A 15,989-nucleotide genomic window follows, 5' to 3' on the forward strand; every position below is an offset into this window, starting at 1 on the left:
GATAGGCCTCTTATGCTCACTGGCTCTTCGGCAAATATTTGGAGATGTTCTCAGGCGTCACGAGTTCGAAGGGAACGTTGTTTTCGCGCGGCACCTTCTCCTTGTTGGCGAGCTTCACGGCAGCGTCGACTGCGGTCGCCCCCTGCCCGACGGCGCTTTGAAGAATGGTGACGTCGAGATCGCCGGCCTCCATTGCGGCAAGCGCGTCGTCGGTTGCATCGACCCCGGCGGTGACGACGTCCTTCATCGGCATACCGGCCTTCTTCATGGCGCGGATCGCACCGAGTGCCATCTCATCATTGTTGGCGATAACAGCGTCGAACTTGACGCCGGCCGCCAGCCATTCTTGCATCTGCTGATCGGCATAATCGCGCGACCAATAGGCGGCCTGCCGCTCGACGATCTCAAGGCCCTTGCATTCCGGCGTGGCGATGACATCAGATATATCCTGAGTGCGGGCACGGGCGGCCGCGTGGAAGGGTTCGCCCATCAGCACGACGACGCGGCCCTTGCCCTTGAGGAGCGCGCAGACCTGCTTCGTTTGGAGCGTCCCCGACTCCTTCTCGTTCGAGGCAACCACCACCTGATTTTCCGGCAGGTCGAGCAGGTTGGAGGGGACGTTGTTGATGTAGACCAGCGGAATGCCTGCGTCTGCTGCCATTTTGGTCATTTGCGGCCCGAGGTCGCCATCGGAGACGGCAAGGATGATGGCGTCGACTTTGTCGGCAATGAGCTTCTGGACCTGCTTCTTCTGCAGCTCATTGTCGCCCTTGGCATTTTCGGTGACGAGCTTCAGTCCTGATATCGTCTGCCCGTGGTTGACGACGCCGTTCAGCAGCGCCGTTCTGAATTTGTCGAGATCGGACATCGAGACGCCGATTGTCTGGGCGCCGGCGGCGGAGATCGACATCGCCAAGACTATGGATGCGAGCGTGGCAGTCTTCACAGAATTCCCTCCGCGATTTGGATAGAGTCGGATCGTTACAAATCTTGGTAAATTTTGCCTTTCATTCGCAGAGAGGTGGCCAAGGAAATTTAGCGGTTGAGATAATTGGCTTCAGGCTCATGAACACGGCAGTCTACGGAAATGGGATGAACCGCGCCGGGTTTGCTGGAGGCTCCAATTTCTGAGGAGTGGAGCCGATATGAACGAGACACGAACAGATTTTCAGACAGTTTCTTCGCTTGTGCGTGAGTATTGTCTGTTTAAGCTATGTTGAAAATATTATTAACCATCTTCCTTCATCTTGTTTTCTGCGAGTGTCGCCGTCGAAAACAAAGAAGAAGTGAACCCAACGGCACTCCGGATTTCGCTCATATTTCGCCGCCTTGCGATCTCTACGTCGCGCGGGTCGCTGCATCTGGAGGACTGCAATGAACTTTCGATTTGGTATCGGTGCTCGCCTGTATGCGGGTTTCGGTTTTCTGCTTCTTTTGATGATTGGACTGACGCTCTTTTCGGTCTCGAAGATGAATGACGTCAACCATGATCTGATGCAGATCAACGAGGTGAACAGCGTCAAGCAACGCTTCGCCATCAACTTTCGCGGCAGCGTGCACGATCGCTCGATTGCGATCCGCGATGTCGTGTTGCGCGAAGACCCGGATGGGCGCCAGGCGGCAATCGATCTGATCGCCAAGCTTGCGGCGACTTACGCGGAAAACGAGCAGAAGATGAATGCCATGATCTCGGTGCCGGGCGCGGCTACCGAGCCTGAAAAGGCGATCGTTGCGGAAATCGCCGATATCCAGGCGAAGACCAATCCGGTTGTCGCTGATATCATTGCCCGGCAAATGGCCAACGATGGCGTTCAAGCCAAGAAGATCCTGCTCGATCAGGCGGCGCCGCTCTTCGTCAGCTGGCTCAAGGCCATCAACAAATTCATCGACTATCAGGAGAACCTGAACAAGTCGGTCGGTGGTAACGTCAGCAGCGTCGTCGCAGGCTTCCAGGCGCTGGCGCTCGGTTCGTTGGGTTGCGCGGTGCTTCTTGCCGTTATGGCCGCATTCCTGGCGACCCGGTCGATTACCTTGCCTATGGCGAAACTCCAGCTTGCCCTCACACGCATGGCTAAAGGCAATACCGAGAGCACCAGCGATCTCGAAGCGCGCGGCGACGAAGTTGGCGATCTGGCAAAGGCTGTCGGTGCCGTGCGTGACGCGGTGACCGCAGAGGCAGAGGCGCGTGCCGAAGCCGATGCCCGACGTGCTGCCAACGAGAATGCGCAGCTCGAGGCAAGAGCGGCAGAGCGTGAGGCGCTGTCGTCGCAAACCAATGATGCAGTGCGTCAGCTGGGGCATGCTCTCGAAGAGATGGCGGCCGGCAATCTCGACGTCCGTCTCGACAGGCCTTTTGCGGCGTCGCTGGACATGCTGCGCGTCAACTTCAACAATTCCGTCCAGCAGCTTCAGAAGGCCTTACAAACCATCAGCGAAAATGCGCTTTCAATCGATGCAGGCGCCCGAGAAATCAGCGATGGTTCCAACGATCTTGCGCGGCGGACAGAGCAGCAGGCGGCATCGATCGAGCAGACCGCTGCGGCACTTGACGAAATCTCGACGACTGTCCAGGACTCCACTCGTCGTGCCGAAGAGGCCGGCAGCCTTGTTGCCAGAACACGGGCCAATGCCGAGCGTTCGGGCGAAGTCGTCAAGCGCGCGGTCTCAGCGATGAGCCAAATCGAGAGCTCTTCCAACGAGATCAACAACATCATCAGCGTTATCGACGATATCGCCTTCCAGACCAACTTGCTCGCGCTGAATGCCGGTGTCGAAGCTGCCCGTGCAGGAGAGGCCGGCAAGGGTTTTGCGGTTGTCGCGCAAGAAGTTCGCGAACTGGCGCAGCGCTCTGCCAACGCAGCCAAAGAGATCAAGCAGTTGATCAGCAATTCCGGCGATCAGGTGCGCTCCGGCGTGACACTCGTCGGCGAAACAGGAACGGCTCTGAGCGAGATCGTCAGCGAAGTGCAGGAGATCAATCGACATGTCAGCTCGATCGTCGAGGCCGCGAAGGAACAGTCGACCGCATTGAAGGAAATCAATGCGGCTGTGAATTCGCTCGATCAATCGACGCAGAAGAATGCGGCAATGGTGGAAGAGACATCCGCTGCCAGCCACAAACTTGCCGATGAAGCCAGCTCACTGACAGGCCAGCTGTCCAAGTTCCGCTTCCAAGGCTCCGGTGGACTGGTAGCTTCCCATCGAACGCCACAGCGAAACGCGCCGGTCACAATTGTTCGCAAGGTGGCATCCACCTTTGGCGGTGGTGCGGCAGCCGAAGAATGGCGTGAGTTTTAAGATAGGTCGTCGCTATTCAAAGCCCAAATCGGTTCGAGCCCAGGCGATGCAGATTTCGCTGGGGCTCGAACATCTGAGCGCCAAGGAGAAAACGGCGCGTGAAGAGCATGAGTTTCTGATACGCAATAATGCCGACCTTCTCGCCTTCGTCCAAGCATAGCGCCATGTGTCGGGCGCCTCATTTCGGGTGCCCGATGATGGTTGCGGCTTTAGTGGTCGCCAAAGTCACTGATCAGAATTTCGCTAATTCCGCTTCTGGAAAGCAGCACTCCTATCCGCCGTTCGGACTTGTCATCTTTGACCTTTTTCGACGTGTTGGAGGTTCGAAAGCGGTGAATGCCTCAGTTCCGCGCTTTCGACTTCCGTACCTTGGTGCTTTCTCATGCAGTGCTGCAAGCGGATACGATGCAGGTCGCTGTCCCCACGGACGGAGACCAGAACTACCGGCTGTGGGCCGCCGCGGGCATCACATTGTCGGGGATCGGGCACAGATAGGCTTTGCCGCTGGTCTTTTCCTGCCACTCGGCCGTCGCTGCTGCCAGGAGGTCGGATGACGACATCAATGCGAGACCCGTTGTCGCAAGCGTCTTGGCCGCATGCGCCATGGCTTTGTGCGCAGCCGGGCTTTTTCCCTGCGCGACGACCTGCCAGGTATGGGGATTGGTGCCGATCGCCCAGGCTGGCGCCCAGCATTGCGCGGTCGGCGTCACCCAGCTGACGTCGCCGACATCGGTTGATCCGGCCCGGAAATGCGATTGTCCTTCGAAATCGCGCAGACCGGTGTGCAAGGGCGTCGAGCCATCGACCTTGGCATTGGAGAACACATCACCCTTGATTTGATAGAGGCGGATGCTGCTCCTGATCGCCTCCTGCGTGAACGTGTCCTGGATTTTCCTGGCAAACACGAGGTCGGCCTCGTCGAAGGCTATCGGCCCGAGCGCGACCATGTTCTCGTGCATTGCAGTTTCAAGCGTGATGTTGGGAAGAAGGTTCGTCGAGGCGGTGTCGAACACGATCTCGACCTCGGTTTCGGTCATCATCGCCGCACCTCGCGCAACTTTCTCGACGCGTCCGGCAAGCTCAAGCGCCTGCGGCATGTCGGGCGCCCTGATCAGATAGAGAACCTCGGCGCTGGCCTGCACGACATTGGCCGCCCTGCCGCCGGTATCGGTGATCGCGTAGTGAACGCGACAATCCTGCGGCATGTGTTCACGCAGGAAATTGACGCCGACATTCATGAGTTCGACCGCATCGAGCGCCGAACGGCCGAGATGGGCGCCGTTGGCAGCATGTGCCGCGACGCCCTTGAAGCGATAGTAATATTCGAGAACGGCAAGATTGTTCGTCGAACGAACACCGTTGAACGGAGCCGGATGCCAGGTCAGGGCGACATCGACGTCATCGAATGCGCCGTCACGAACCATGAAGGTCTTGCCGGAACCGCCCTCCTCTCCCGGGCAGCCGTAGTAGCGCACCGTTCCGGGCAGGTTGTTCTCCTTGAGGTGGCGGGCAAGCGCAACCGCCGCCATCAGCGACCCGACGCCAAGCAGATTATGCCCGCAGCCGTGGCCGGTCGCTCCCGCTACCGCAGGACGAGGCTCGGCCAGGTTGGCGGCCTGGCTCATCCCTGCCAGGGCATCGAATTCGCCGAGGAAAGCAATCACCGGCTGGCCGATGCCGGATTCGCCGATGAAGGCCGTTTCCATGCCCGCGACGCCGCGGCGTACGGCAAAGCCGTTTTCCTCGAGCGTCCTTGCCAGCAATTGCGAGGAACGCCGCTCCTCGAATTTCAGCTCCGCGAAATCCCAGATACTGTCGCTGAGGGCGATATAATCCGGTTTCATCTTTTCGATCGTCGCGACAATGGAGTTGAACGCGTCAAGATTCATGGCATTTCCTCGCTGTCTGTCCTGCCGCCACAGGGACGTGTTGCACCGGACCCGGCAGGGCTGCCTGCCGGATCTCCTGTTGACTGTCGAAGTGGGGATCGCCGCGCCTGGGTGCGGCAGTTCAGGCTCAATTGTCGAGCGAAACTTCCCAAAGACGGGCATTCGACTGCCAGACGGGCTGGCCCTTCAGCTTCTTGGTCGCGCCCCAGACATCCACCATGTCATAGAGGAAGATGCCCGGCATTTCCTTGAGCATCAGCGTGTGAAACTCGTCGAAGATCGCCTGACGCTTCGTCTGGTCGGACTCCGCATAGGCGGCCTTCATCAGCTCGACTGCCTTCGGGTCATCCCACATCAAAGAAGCGTTCTTGTCCTTGTTGCCGACATAGAAGCCGTACATCAGCGCCGGATCGAGCCGCGGCGCGACCGATTGCGAGATGACCTGATAGTTGCCTGATCGGCGGCGATCGACCTGCGTCGCATAGTCGAGCACCTCGATCTGCACGTTAAGGCCTGCCTGCTGCATCATGGCCTGCGCCATCACCGCAGCCGGGAAGCTTGGCACGTTGCTGCGCTTGTTGGCGATGATGGTAATCGGTTCGCCCTTATAGCCGGCCGCCGCAAGCTCCTTCTTCGCGGCCTCGAGGTCGTAGGACAGACGCTTCTTCTGGACATCGTCGAAATAGAGCGAATCTTGCGAAACCATCGAACCATTGGCCGTGCCGGAGCCATTGGAGGCGGCCTCGACGAGCTGGTCGAGATCGAGAGCCATCGCCATAGCGCGACGAACACCAGGCTTGCTAAGGACTGGATCCCGCGTCTGGATGTAGAGCAGGTTTTTGCCATTGTTGCGAGCGACGATCAGCTGCATCGCGTCGCTCGTCTTGAATTCGGGAATGAGATCCGGCGAGATCTCCGCGGTATCGAGCACGCCGGACTGAAGACCGGCCTTTACGGTCGAAGCATCGGGAATGACCATGAATTTGATGCCGTCAACGAGAGGGCGCTTGGAGCCGACCATACCGTCGGGCTTGCCGTCGTTCTGGGGCGAGACATAATCGTCGAACTTGGCGAGATGGATATACTCGCCCTTCTTCCATTCATCCCATTTGAAGGGACCGGTGCCGATCGGCTTGACGAAGCTTCCGTCCGCGCCGACCGATTCCGGCGAGATCATCCCGGTGTAACCGCATTCGGGGCGCGACATCAGGCCAAGGAAAACCGCCGATGGCTTTTCCAGCGTGATGGTGACGGTCGAAGCATCGACTGCCTTGACCGCCGTAATATGCACGCTGCCGTTACCGTCGAAATCAGCAAGGCAGGTCCATTTCGTTTCGGGCTTGAGATAACGGTTCCAGTTCCACACGACGTCATCGGCAGTCAATTTCTTGCCGTTGTGGAATTTGACGTCGTCACGCAGTTTGAAGCTGTAGGTCAGCCCATCGGCCGAGACGTCGAAGCTCTTTGCCAGCAGCGGCTTGACCTCGCCATTGTTGGCATAGCCGACGAGCCCTTCGACAATATGCAGGATGACGCCATCGGTATTGCCGTCGCGATTGACGCCCGGATTGTTGCTGCGCAGATCGGAACTTTGAGCCACGACGATGTCGCGAGCGTCTACCACGCTGGTCATCGCCATCAACATGGTGCCTGCAAGAAGAAGCTTATGCATTGTTCTACCCTCTTTTTATGGATCGTTAGGATCGGAGTTCATCCCAGCAGGCGCGTGAAAGCCTGCCGATGGTTTCAAGCGCGACCGTATAGCCAGGGGTGCCGTCCGGCATTTCCTGCGGTACGTCGTCGGTATAGGCAGCGATGATGTAGAAGGGGGAACCGTCGCGATAGACGATACCGGCATTCATGCGGCCACGCTTTCCCGTGCCGCCCTTGTGGGCGACGAGCGCACCGAACGGCAACCGGGAGGGAATGGCATAGCGCAGAATCTGGTTCTTCAGGGTTTGAAGCGCATAGGCGCACAGCGCCTGCGAGCAGCCGAGCCGGTCCGCGGCTTCCTGCGAATTCTGCGCATCCAGGATGGTCTGCAGCAGATAGACCTGATCGCGCGCCGTCGTCGTGGTGACGGCCTTCAATGAATGATCGGGCGACAGCGCTAAGGGAGGGATGAGGAAGCGATGGTTGGTGCCCGTCAAGCCGATCGATTTGCAATAGTCGTCGACCTCTTCGAGCGTCAGCCTTTCGAAGACCATCTTGGTGCAGACATTGTCGCTCAGCACCATCATGCCGGTGATGGCATCGCGCAGCGATATGACGATGCCGGGCGTCAGATAGCGGAACATCCCGCTCGCCACTTCCTCGGCGAAACGCTTTTCGTAAATAATGCGTTCGTCCAGATCCAGACGGCCTTTATGCGCAGCCTTCAAGGCCGCCATCATGATCGAGGTCTTTCGGGTGCTGGCGGAGGGCGTTTCCTCGTCCGCACCCCTGCCGATCGTTTCACCGCTGCCGAGCGCACGCACCATGAAGCGCGTCACGAAAGGCTGGGCATCGCAGATCGCGTTCAATCGCTCCGCAAGCTTTCCGGATTCAATCATCGTCGTCATGTCAGTTCTCCAGGCGCCATTTGAGGGTCACGCCGCCCTGACTATTGTGGTCCAGAGCGGGGATGGCCGAGAGAAGCCGTTGCGTATAGGCCTCCTTCGGGCTGTCGAAAACGGTATCGCGATCGCCCTCCTCGATGATCCGGCCGTCCTGCATGACGACGACGCGATCGGCCACCTGTTCGACCACGCCGAGGTCGTGGCTGATGAACAGGCAGGAAAAGCCGTAGCGTTTTTGCAGATTGGACAGGAGTTCGAGAACCTGCGCCCTCACCGTCACGTCGAGGGCCGATACCGGTTCGTCGGCGATCAGGAATTTCGGCCGGCGCGCAATCGCGCGGGCAATCGCTACGCGCTGACGCTGGCCGCCCGAAAGCTCATGCGGGTAGCGCTCGGCATAGTCGGCGCCAAGCCCGACTTCCTCCAGCGTCTCCAGGGCGCGCTTGCGCTTTGCCGCGGTGTCGAGATCAGGAACGAGCCGCAGCGCCTCCTGCACAAGCGCGATGATGGTCATGCGCGGATTGAGGGAGGAATAAGGATCCTGAAACACCATCTGGCAATTCAGCCGATAGTCCATCCAGTCGTCGTCGCGGCTGCGTCCCTTGAAGCGGATATCGCCTTCGCTCTCCCGGACCAGTCCGGCAATGGTGCGGCCAAGCGTGGTCTTGCCGGAGCCCGAACCGCCGACCAGGGCAACGACTTCGCCCTCGTAGATATCGATGCTGACGCCATGCAGCGCCCGTTTTGGCACTGCCTTCTTCATCAGCGACCGCCGGCCCCCATAATCGACGACGATATCCCGCGCCGAGACCATCGGCGCCTTGCTCTTGTCGATCGTCCGCGTCTCTCCACGGAACGGCAGGGAGGAAAGCAGTTTCTTCGTATAGGCACGCTGCGGTGCGTCGAGCAGATCGGCGGTGCGCCCTTCTTCGACGATCCCGCCCTTTTCCATAACAACGATGCGGTTTGTGTAGCGGGCAACCATCGGCAGATCGTGACTGATCAGCAGCACGGCAGTGCCTTCCGCCTGCGTCAGTTCCACCATCAATTCCATGACGTCGCGCTGGATTACGGCATCGAGCGCCGTCGTCGGCTCGTCGGCGATCAAGAGCGCCGGTTTCAAAAGCATGACCGATGCCAGCATGATGCGCTGGCGCATGCCACCCGAGAATTCATGCGGATAGGAAGTGAGCGCCCCGGCTGGATCGCGGATCCCGACCCGGTTCAGCATGTCGAGGATCCGGCTGCGCCGTTCTTCCTGCGAAAGTTTCGTATGTAGCTGCAACCCTTCTTCGAGTTGGCGACCGATGGTCATCGAGGGATTGAGCGAGGTCATCGGTTCCTGGAAGACGACGCCGATTTCTGCACCACGCAATTGGCGCAATTGGGCGCCGTTCATGGAAAGCACGTCGCGTCCCTTGTAGGCAACAGAGCCGCCGATCACTCTGATGGGCGCCGGCAGCAGCGAAATCAGGGCGCGTGTTGCCAGCGTCTTGCCCGATCCGCTTTCCCCGACAATGCCGAAGATCTCGCCTGGCGCGATGTCAAAACTGACGTCCTTGACGACCTGCACACCGGTCCCAGTGACATGAAGCGACAGGTTGCGGACATTCAAAAGCGTTTCACTTGTCATTTCAGTCCCCTCATCCGCGGATCAAGCTTGTCCCGGAGGGCGTCGCCCAGAAGATTGATGCCGAGGAGCGTCAGGGCGATCGCCAGGCCGGGGAAGAGACCCAGCCAGACCGCCTGCTCGATGAATGGCCGCCCGGCGGCCAGCATGTTGCCCCAAGTCGGCGCCGGCGGCGGAACGCCGAGACCGAGAAAGCTGAGCGCGCTTTCCGAAAGGATCGCCCAGCCGAACATCGAGGTCGCAAGCACGGTGATCGGGGCGACGCAATTGGGAAGGATATGGCGGAACATGGTGTAGAGCTCGCCATTGCCCATCACCTTGGAGGCCTCGATGAATTCCCGCTCGCGCAGCGACAGGACGGCGCCGCGGACAACGCGGGCCATCGAGGGAGAATAGGCAATGCCCAGCGCGAAGATGATGCCATATTGGTTGGCGCCGAAGACGGCGAGCAATCCAAGCGCCAGAAGGATGCCGGGAAATGCGAGAAGCGCGTTGTTGACGGCCATGATGACTGCATCGATCCAACCGCGGGCGTAACCGCTGACGAGACCGATCAGCGTGCCGCAGACCGTCGCGAATGTGACGGTCAAGGTGCCGATCCAGACGCTCGCCCGGGCGCCGACGATCAGGCGGCTGAGCACGTCGCGGCCGAATTCGTCGGTTCCGAGCCAGTGGGCGCTGCTCGGCGCCGCCAACCGTGCCGTGAAGCCGAGCTTCATCGGATCATAGGGGGTCCAGAAAAGGCCGATCGCAGCGGAGATGAGCAATGCGGCAATCAGAATGCTGCCGATGAAGCCGTTGAACGTGACGTTTTTCATTCGGCGACTACCCGCGGATCGAACAGGGGATAGAGCAGGTCGACGACCAAATTGACCAGCACATAGGAAAGCGAGACGAACAGGAGGCAACCCTGGATAACGGGGTAATCGCGGGCAAAAATGCTGTCGACCATCAGTCGCCCGAGCCCCGGAATGGTGAAGACCGTCTCGATGACGGCAATGCCGCCGAGCAGATTGCCAAGGATCAGGCCGATGACTGTCCAGGTCGGGCCGAAGGCGTTCTTGAAGGCGTGCCGCCAAAGAACGGCGCTTTCGGAAAGCCCCTTGGCCCGGGCGTGGGTAATATAGTCGAGACGCAGCACTTCCAGCGTCGAGGCGCGTGCCATGCGGATCAACACACCCATCTCATGAATGACGAGGGTCATGATCGGTAGCACGAGGTAGAGCAGGCCGCCGGTAACGTTGCTGCCGATCGAGACATAGCCCAGGACCGGTAACCAGCCGAGTTTCAAGCCGAAGAAAAGCAGGAGGAGGAGTCCGAGCCAGAATGTCGGGATCGACAGCAGGATCGTGGCCGTGCCAACGAGTGCCAGGTCCGTCAGACTGTTCTGCCGCCAGGCGGCGATGACCCCGGCCGGCACGGCGACGAGGCTCGCCAGAAGGACGGCGATAACGACGATTTCGGCGCTGACCAGAAAACGTGATGCGACGAGTGGCAGAACCGCCTCGTCATTGACGATCGAGCGGCCGAAGTCACCCTGTATGACATTGGCGGTCCAGATCAGGAACTGTTCTGGCAGCGATTTATCGAGGCCGAGTTCCGAGCGCATCGCCGCGATCTGATCCGGCTCAGCCATGTCCCCCAGCATCAGTGCCGCCGGATCGCCGGGTATGAAGCGGATCAGCGTGAAGACAGTCACCGAAACGAGGACGATCGTCGGCAATGCCATCAGAAGGCGGTTCAAAACGAATTTCAGCATTTTTGTTCCCCGCGATGGGCGACGGACAGTGCCCGGCGCCATCGGTTTCGTTGCCGAAGACTATGATCGAATGAAGAAATATCCGCAATATTATGCGATTTCGTCATAAGTCTATGCGGAATGCGACCGCAACCCAGGCGGTTGCGTTCGAGGCGAACTTCAGGCTAAAAATTTGATTTCAAATGTCTTTTTGGGAAATCTGGATCTGTTGCTTCAAGGCATCGCTCAGAGCGTGGGCGGCAATCGAGAGCGGCGTCCCGACCGCCCTCGCCAATCCGAATTCCTGGGTCGCGCGTGGCACGAAAGGACGGTGAACCACCGGCAGGTGGCGATAGAGATTCGCATAAAAGCTGCTGATGATGGTTACCCCGAGTCCATGCGCGACATAGGAACAGGCAGAACTGTTGGTATGCGTCTCGATCTTGACGATCTGCTTGACCCCGGCCCGCTGGAAGGTCTGGTCGAGCGCCATGCGGTTCGGCCGTTGGCGGCCGATCAGAATGAGAGGAACGTCGCGCAAATTCCTGACCGTGATTTCCTCCAGTTTCGCAAGGGGATGATCCTTCGGAACGACGCAGACGCTTTCGCCGGTCGCAACGCGCTCGACCTCAATGCCCGGTCCGCTCTCGCCCTCCATGCGCAGAAAGCCGAAATCGATCACCCTCTGCTCGACGAGCTTGTTGATCGCAGTCGTCGTCTCGAAGAAGGTTTCGATCCGCACGCCCGGGAAATCCCTTATGTAATCGACCAGCATTGCCGGCGCGAAATGCTCCCACATGCTGCTCGGCAGGCCGATGCGGACGATCTCCGGGCCGGCGGCGCCGCTTCTCAGATCCTCCGCGTGGCCCGACATCCGATCGACCGCGAGCAAGATGTTCTCGGCATCGCGGGCAAGAAGCAGGGCCTCGGGGGTGGGAACGAGACGGCCTTTGTCGCGGACGAAAAGCGACATCGAAAGGTCCGCCTCGAGCTGCTGGAGGAGGCGGCTGACGCCGGACTGGCTGAGACCCATCGTTTTTGCCGTTGCAATCGTCGACCCCGTCGCGAGAAGCGTGCGCAGGACTTCCAGTTGCTTGATATTCATGCGTTTGCGATCCCCCGGGACGGTCCAAGCACCGTCATCATGCCCAGTCCGAAATGCTTTGAAGGAAAAGGCTGGCGGCCTTTGGCATCGGAAATTTCTCTCCGCTGATCAGCGCGTAGGCAACCGCCAGTTCCGGTTCAAGCGGAATGAACTGCAGCGGCAGCGTCGCATATTCGCGGGCGATGATCTCGCTGACCAGCGCAATGCCGAGCCCCTGTGCGGCCAGCGCGCAGGCACTCGCCACCGAATGTGCTTCGAGCAGAGGACGTTGACGGATGCCGGCCTTGTAGAACAACGCTTCCAGCTCATGGCGAACCGGTCGTTCCCTATTCAGCATGATCAGATCCTGTCCTTTCAGGTCACCGATCGACAATAGGCCGCTGCCGGCCTTGGGATGATCATTGTGCAGGACGCAAATGATCCGCGACGACAGGATCTTCTCCTGTTTCAAGCCCGGGCTCATCAGCGGCAGACGCGCGAAACCGAGATCGGCCTCGCCGTCGGCCACCATCCGTTCTATTGCGAGATAGCTGCCGGATGCGACTTCGACGCGCATCGGACCATTCGCTGCGAAAAAATTCTTCACCAGCTTCGGAATGCGCGTCGAGGAAAGGCTGGCGGGAAAGGCGAGCCGCAGCATGATCTCGCGCGATCGGCCGCTATCGAGCTCCATCGCCGCCGTTTTCAAGGCGCGCAGCCGGTCGGAAATGGCTCGGATTTCCGGGCCGAGCTGCATCCCCTCGCGGGTTGGTTGAAGCCGGTTCTTTTCCCGTTCGAAAAGCCGAACGCCGAGATAGTCTTCCAGCTGCTGCAACAATCGGCTGGCGTTCGATTGCGAGATCCCGAGCTTCATGGAAGCGGCGATTGTTGAGCCTGTCGCGGCAATGGCATCATAGGCCTCGATATGCTTCAGGCTGATCGCCGCACTCGTGTCTCGTGCCATTCTATCTCCAACACCGATAGCCCTACCCGCAAACCGCATAAGATTGCGAACCTGCGGAAAGTTGAACATTTTCCGCGCAGAACCAAACTCACGGAAAGACTTTCGTCAATGGCCACCATTCTCCGGAAGATCGCAGACCAGATCCTGTCGCGAAGGACGTTTTCGATCCGCGCCGTGGACCGGGCAAGAGATGCTGCGGTTGACACCATCGGCTGCATGATTGCAGGCAGGGAAGATGAAAGCGTTACCGCGCTCACCTGCGCCTTCGATGGAGAAATCGCCCAAGGCGGCAAAGCGCGGCTCATCACGGGCGGCTCCGCCTCACCCTCGCTCGCCGCGCTCATCAACGCGACCGCGGCGCATGCGCTCGATTTCGATGACAATTTCCATCCGGCGCGGGCGCATGCTTCCGCAGTGCTGGTGCCAGCGCTGCTGGCGGTTCTGACGAGCGGCAAGGTCACGAGCGGAAGACGGTTTCTTGAGGCCTATCTGGCCGGGCTGGAAGCGCAGGCGGCGGTCGGCTTCGGCGTCAATCCCTCTCACTACAACAGGGGCTGGCACGCAACGGCTACGGTCGGCAGTATCGGGGCCGCGGCTGGCGTGGCACGGCTTCTCGGCGCCGGCGAGAACGGCTTGGTCGCGGCGATGAGCCTTGCGACGAGCTTCGCCTGTGGCCCAAAAGGGCAATTTGGCACGACCGCCAAACCGCTTCATGCCGGCATTGCCGCGCGCAATGCCGTAGATGCGGCGCGCATGGCGCTTGCGGGCATAGGCGGACGGCCGGATATCCTCGAACGGCCGCAAGGCTTCCTCGATCTCTTCGGAGGCGATGATGCCAAGAGCTGGGAGGGTCTGACATTCGAGGAGGAGCATATCATCGAAAGCCGGGGCGTGGTGACCAAGCGCCATCCCTGCTGCGCCTCGACCCATCGCGCGATCGACGCGCTTCTGGATCTGAAGCAGGAACATGGGCTTTTGGCGGGCGACATTGCCAGGATCGAGACGAAAGTCGGCATATCCGCTGCCCGCAACCTCGCTTATCCCGACCCTACCGACGAGATGCAGGCCCGCTTCTCGATGCAATATTGCCTGGCGACAGCTTTCCTCAAAGGCTCCCTTAGCCTTTCAGACTTTACACGGCACGAGATCGAACGGCCGGAAGTCCGGGAATTCATGCCGCGCATCGAAATGCAACCCTATTCGGCTGAAGAGGAAAGAGGCGTTGAACGCCTACCGCACATCGTCACCATCACAACGCGCGGCGGCCGCATTTACAGGAAGTCCCGCTTGCACGCCAGGGGTTCACTCGAAGCGCCGTTGAGTGATTACGAGCGCGAAGCCAAGTTCACGGATTGCTTGCGCTGGGGAAATAGGGACAATTCCGGCGCTTTTTATCCCCGCCTTCGAGACCTAACGGATTTTGAGAACCTAGCTGACGACAATGCATTCTGGAACTTGATCGCAGATGCTCATCCAGAAAAACAATGATTGCCATCAGCCGATCCAATTTGGATTGAAGTTGCTGCGGCAAAAGCTTTCTAGCAGACAGCTTGGGTGGAGCGCCTTTTGATCTGTTCGCCTTGAGTGGATACGAAACTTAGGCGCCCTTATTGGAGGTTCGACAGCGAATTGCTAAACCGGTGAAATCTGTGACCGCCTCCGCAAACGTCCGTTCAATTCCGCCCGGGCCATCGTTGTCACCTATCTCTCAGGTCGAGCACATGCGAACGAGCCCGGTGGAAAGAATGTCGGGTTTCCGCAAGCTGAAGGAATTCTCTGTCTAGAGGTGGGGTATCCGGTCGTGCTTGCGGAACTGCGGCAAGTCGGTCGCCTTCTGCTCGATCAAGGAGATAAGTCTCTCAACTGTGATCGGCAGGGGTACGCCGGTTGCTGTGATGACGCCCCAGTAGAATGGGATGTGAAACGCAAGCGGCAGGATGGCGATGTCTTTGAGGGGAAGGCCCGTAAGCGTCACGGATTCGACTATCCCAATCCCGAGCCCTGACCGAGCCAGGGCCAACGAAACATAGGTCGCGTTACTATCAATCACGCCGCCGATTTCGACTGAATGCTCCGCGAGTGCTTTATCGATTCTCATCCTAAGCCGATAGGGGTTGGCAGATGCGATCAGGCGGCGACCTTTCAGGTCCTCAGCGCGAAGGAGCTCAAGACCGGCCAACGGATCGCTTGCGGCGACAACGGCAACGCAGGGCACTTCACCGACCCAATGCACGTCCACCCCTGGATTATCCAGCGGGAGACTTGCGATGCCGACATCGGCAGTACGGGCCACAACCGCCTGAACGACATTTTCAGAGGACGTGCTCTGAAGGTGGACATGGTCTGGGAATTGGTCCGCAGGAAGTTCTTTCAAAGCGAGCGGGACGATGCTCGCCGCGAGAGCAGGGATCGAGGCAACCTCGACAGAGGTCACCCGTGTTGCCTCGATTGCCCTTGCGCGTTCGCTGATCGTACGCAAACCGCTTAAAAAAAGCTCGGCTTGCGAAAAAAAGGCGACCCCCTGCTCGGTTGGCGCAATCCGAGGGCCGTTTCGATGTAGGATCGGAAATCCAAGTTCCTGCTCGAGATCTTGAATGAGCCGGGTGATTACCGGTTGTGACTTGCCGAGCGCCTTGGCCGCTCCGGTCATGCTGCCGATCGAAATCACAGCGACAAAGGCTTCAAGCTGTTTCGTATCAAGATAGTCAACGGGCATCTGAGAGAACCTTGGATTGGCAAGACCAGGGGCAAAGCAGTTATCCGAGATGGATCCCCGGACGCCCTCCAGGTGCCCGATTGTACCCATAAACGGATCTGCTCCTTGGATGC

At 59.3% G+C, this 15,989-nt stretch carries 12 protein-coding genes; 2 read left to right on the forward strand and 10 right to left on the reverse strand.

What is annotated here, in order from left to right:
• Positions 1-16: 16 nt before the first annotated feature.
• A complete protein-coding gene (locus tag PMI11_RS01920; protein WP_007812716.1) occupies positions 17-946 on the reverse strand; it encodes a substrate-binding domain-containing protein in 930 nt (309 codons plus the stop codon).
• Positions 947-1,374: 428 nt separating this feature from the next.
• Between PMI11_RS01920 and PMI11_RS01925 the strand changes: the two genes are divergently transcribed.
• A complete protein-coding gene (locus PMI11_RS01925; protein WP_007812718.1) occupies positions 1,375-3,297 on the forward strand; it encodes a methyl-accepting chemotaxis protein in 1,923 nt (640 codons plus the stop codon).
• 440 nt (positions 3,298-3,737) lie between these two features.
• On the opposite strand, the gene PMI11_RS01930 is transcribed toward PMI11_RS01925, so the two are convergent.
• From PMI11_RS01930 to PMI11_RS01965, 8 genes are all read right to left on the reverse strand, one after another.
• Entirely contained in the window at positions 3,738-5,186 is a 1,449-nt protein-coding gene (locus PMI11_RS01930; RefSeq protein WP_007812723.1) for a M20 family metallopeptidase, read from the reverse strand.
• A gap of 127 nt (positions 5,187-5,313) precedes the next feature.
• Positions 5,314-6,858, reverse strand: a complete 1,545-nt coding sequence (locus PMI11_RS01935; RefSeq protein ID WP_007812725.1) for an ABC transporter substrate-binding protein — start codon at positions 6,856-6,858, stop codon at positions 5,314-5,316.
• A 25-nt stretch (positions 6,859-6,883) separates the two neighbouring features.
• On the reverse strand, positions 6,884-7,747 hold the full coding sequence (locus PMI11_RS01940; protein ID WP_007812726.1) for a serine hydrolase: 864 nt from the start codon (positions 7,745-7,747) through the stop codon (positions 6,884-6,886).
• 1 nt (position 7,748) lies between these two features.
• Positions 7,749-9,377 carry an ABC transporter ATP-binding protein gene (locus tag PMI11_RS01945; RefSeq protein WP_007812728.1) on the reverse strand — a complete coding sequence of 543 codons (1,629 nt, stop codon included), beginning with the start codon at positions 9,375-9,377 and terminating at the stop codon, positions 7,749-7,751.
• A complete protein-coding gene (locus PMI11_RS01950; protein ID WP_007812730.1) occupies positions 9,374-10,192 on the reverse strand; it encodes an ABC transporter permease in 819 nt (272 codons plus the stop codon). Before PMI11_RS01950 ends, PMI11_RS01945 begins: the two co-directional genes overlap by 4 nt.
• Entirely contained in the window at positions 10,189-11,133 is a 945-nt protein-coding gene (locus tag PMI11_RS01955; protein ID WP_007812731.1) for an ABC transporter permease, read from the reverse strand. Before PMI11_RS01955 ends, PMI11_RS01950 begins: the two co-directional genes overlap by 4 nt.
• A gap of 178 nt (positions 11,134-11,311) precedes the next feature.
• Positions 11,312-12,217 carry a LysR family transcriptional regulator gene (locus tag PMI11_RS01960; protein WP_007812734.1) on the reverse strand — a complete coding sequence of 302 codons (906 nt, stop codon included), beginning with the start codon at positions 12,215-12,217 and terminating at the stop codon, positions 11,312-11,314.
• 37 nt (positions 12,218-12,254) lie between these two features.
• Positions 12,255-13,229, reverse strand: a complete 975-nt coding sequence (locus PMI11_RS01965) for a LysR family transcriptional regulator (protein WP_193385587.1) — start codon at positions 13,227-13,229, stop codon at positions 12,255-12,257.
• Between the two features lie 39 nt (positions 13,230-13,268).
• On the opposite strand from PMI11_RS01965, the gene PMI11_RS01970 reads away from it, so the two are divergent.
• The gene (locus PMI11_RS01970; protein WP_007812739.1) at positions 13,269-14,648 is read left to right on the forward strand and encodes an MmgE/PrpD family protein; all 1,380 of its coding nucleotides are present in this window, start codon (positions 13,269-13,271) and stop codon (positions 14,646-14,648) included.
• Positions 14,649-14,940: 292 nt separating this feature from the next.
• On the opposite strand, the gene PMI11_RS01975 is transcribed toward PMI11_RS01970, so the two are convergent.
• Positions 14,941-15,876 carry a LysR family transcriptional regulator gene (locus tag PMI11_RS01975; RefSeq protein WP_037070555.1) on the reverse strand — a complete coding sequence of 312 codons (936 nt, stop codon included), beginning with the start codon at positions 15,874-15,876 and terminating at the stop codon, positions 14,941-14,943.
• Positions 15,877-15,989: the final 113 nt, after the last annotated feature.

This window comes from Rhizobium sp. CF142 (genome assembly GCF_000281145.1).
Lineage (GTDB): Bacteria > Pseudomonadota > Alphaproteobacteria > Rhizobiales > Rhizobiaceae > Rhizobium.

Excerpts from the sequence above, each read along its gene's own strand:
- PMI11_RS01970 (WP_007812739.1), top strand. The coding sequence starts at position 13,269 with ATGGCCACCATTCTCCGGAAGATCGCAGACCAGATCCTGTCGCGAAGG.
- PMI11_RS01955 (WP_007812731.1), bottom strand. The coding sequence starts at position 11,133 with ATGCTGAAATTCGTTTTGAACCGCCTTCTGATGGCATTGCCGACGATC.
- PMI11_RS01945 (WP_007812728.1), bottom strand. The coding sequence starts at position 9,377 with ATGACAAGTGAAACGCTTTTGAATGTCCGCAACCTGTCGCTTCATGTC.
- PMI11_RS01935 (WP_007812725.1), bottom strand. The coding sequence starts at position 6,858 with ATGCATAAGCTTCTTCTTGCAGGCACCATGTTGATGGCGATGACCAGC.
- PMI11_RS01965 (WP_193385587.1), bottom strand. The coding sequence starts at position 13,229 with ATGTTCAACTTTCCGCAGGTTCGCAATCTTATGCGGTTTGCGGGTAGG.
- PMI11_RS01940 (WP_007812726.1), bottom strand. The coding sequence starts at position 7,747 with ATGACGACGATGATTGAATCCGGAAAGCTTGCGGAGCGATTGAACGCG.
- PMI11_RS01975 (WP_037070555.1), bottom strand. The coding sequence starts at position 15,876 with ATGCCCGTTGACTATCTTGATACGAAACAGCTTGAAGCCTTTGTCGCT.
- PMI11_RS01925 (WP_007812718.1), top strand. The coding sequence starts at position 1,375 with ATGAACTTTCGATTTGGTATCGGTGCTCGCCTGTATGCGGGTTTCGGT.
- PMI11_RS01960 (WP_007812734.1), bottom strand. The coding sequence starts at position 12,217 with ATGAATATCAAGCAACTGGAAGTCCTGCGCACGCTTCTCGCGACGGGG.
- PMI11_RS01950 (WP_007812730.1), bottom strand. The coding sequence starts at position 10,192 with ATGAAAAACGTCACGTTCAACGGCTTCATCGGCAGCATTCTGATTGCC.
- PMI11_RS01930 (WP_007812723.1), bottom strand. The coding sequence starts at position 5,186 with ATGAATCTTGACGCGTTCAACTCCATTGTCGCGACGATCGAAAAGATG.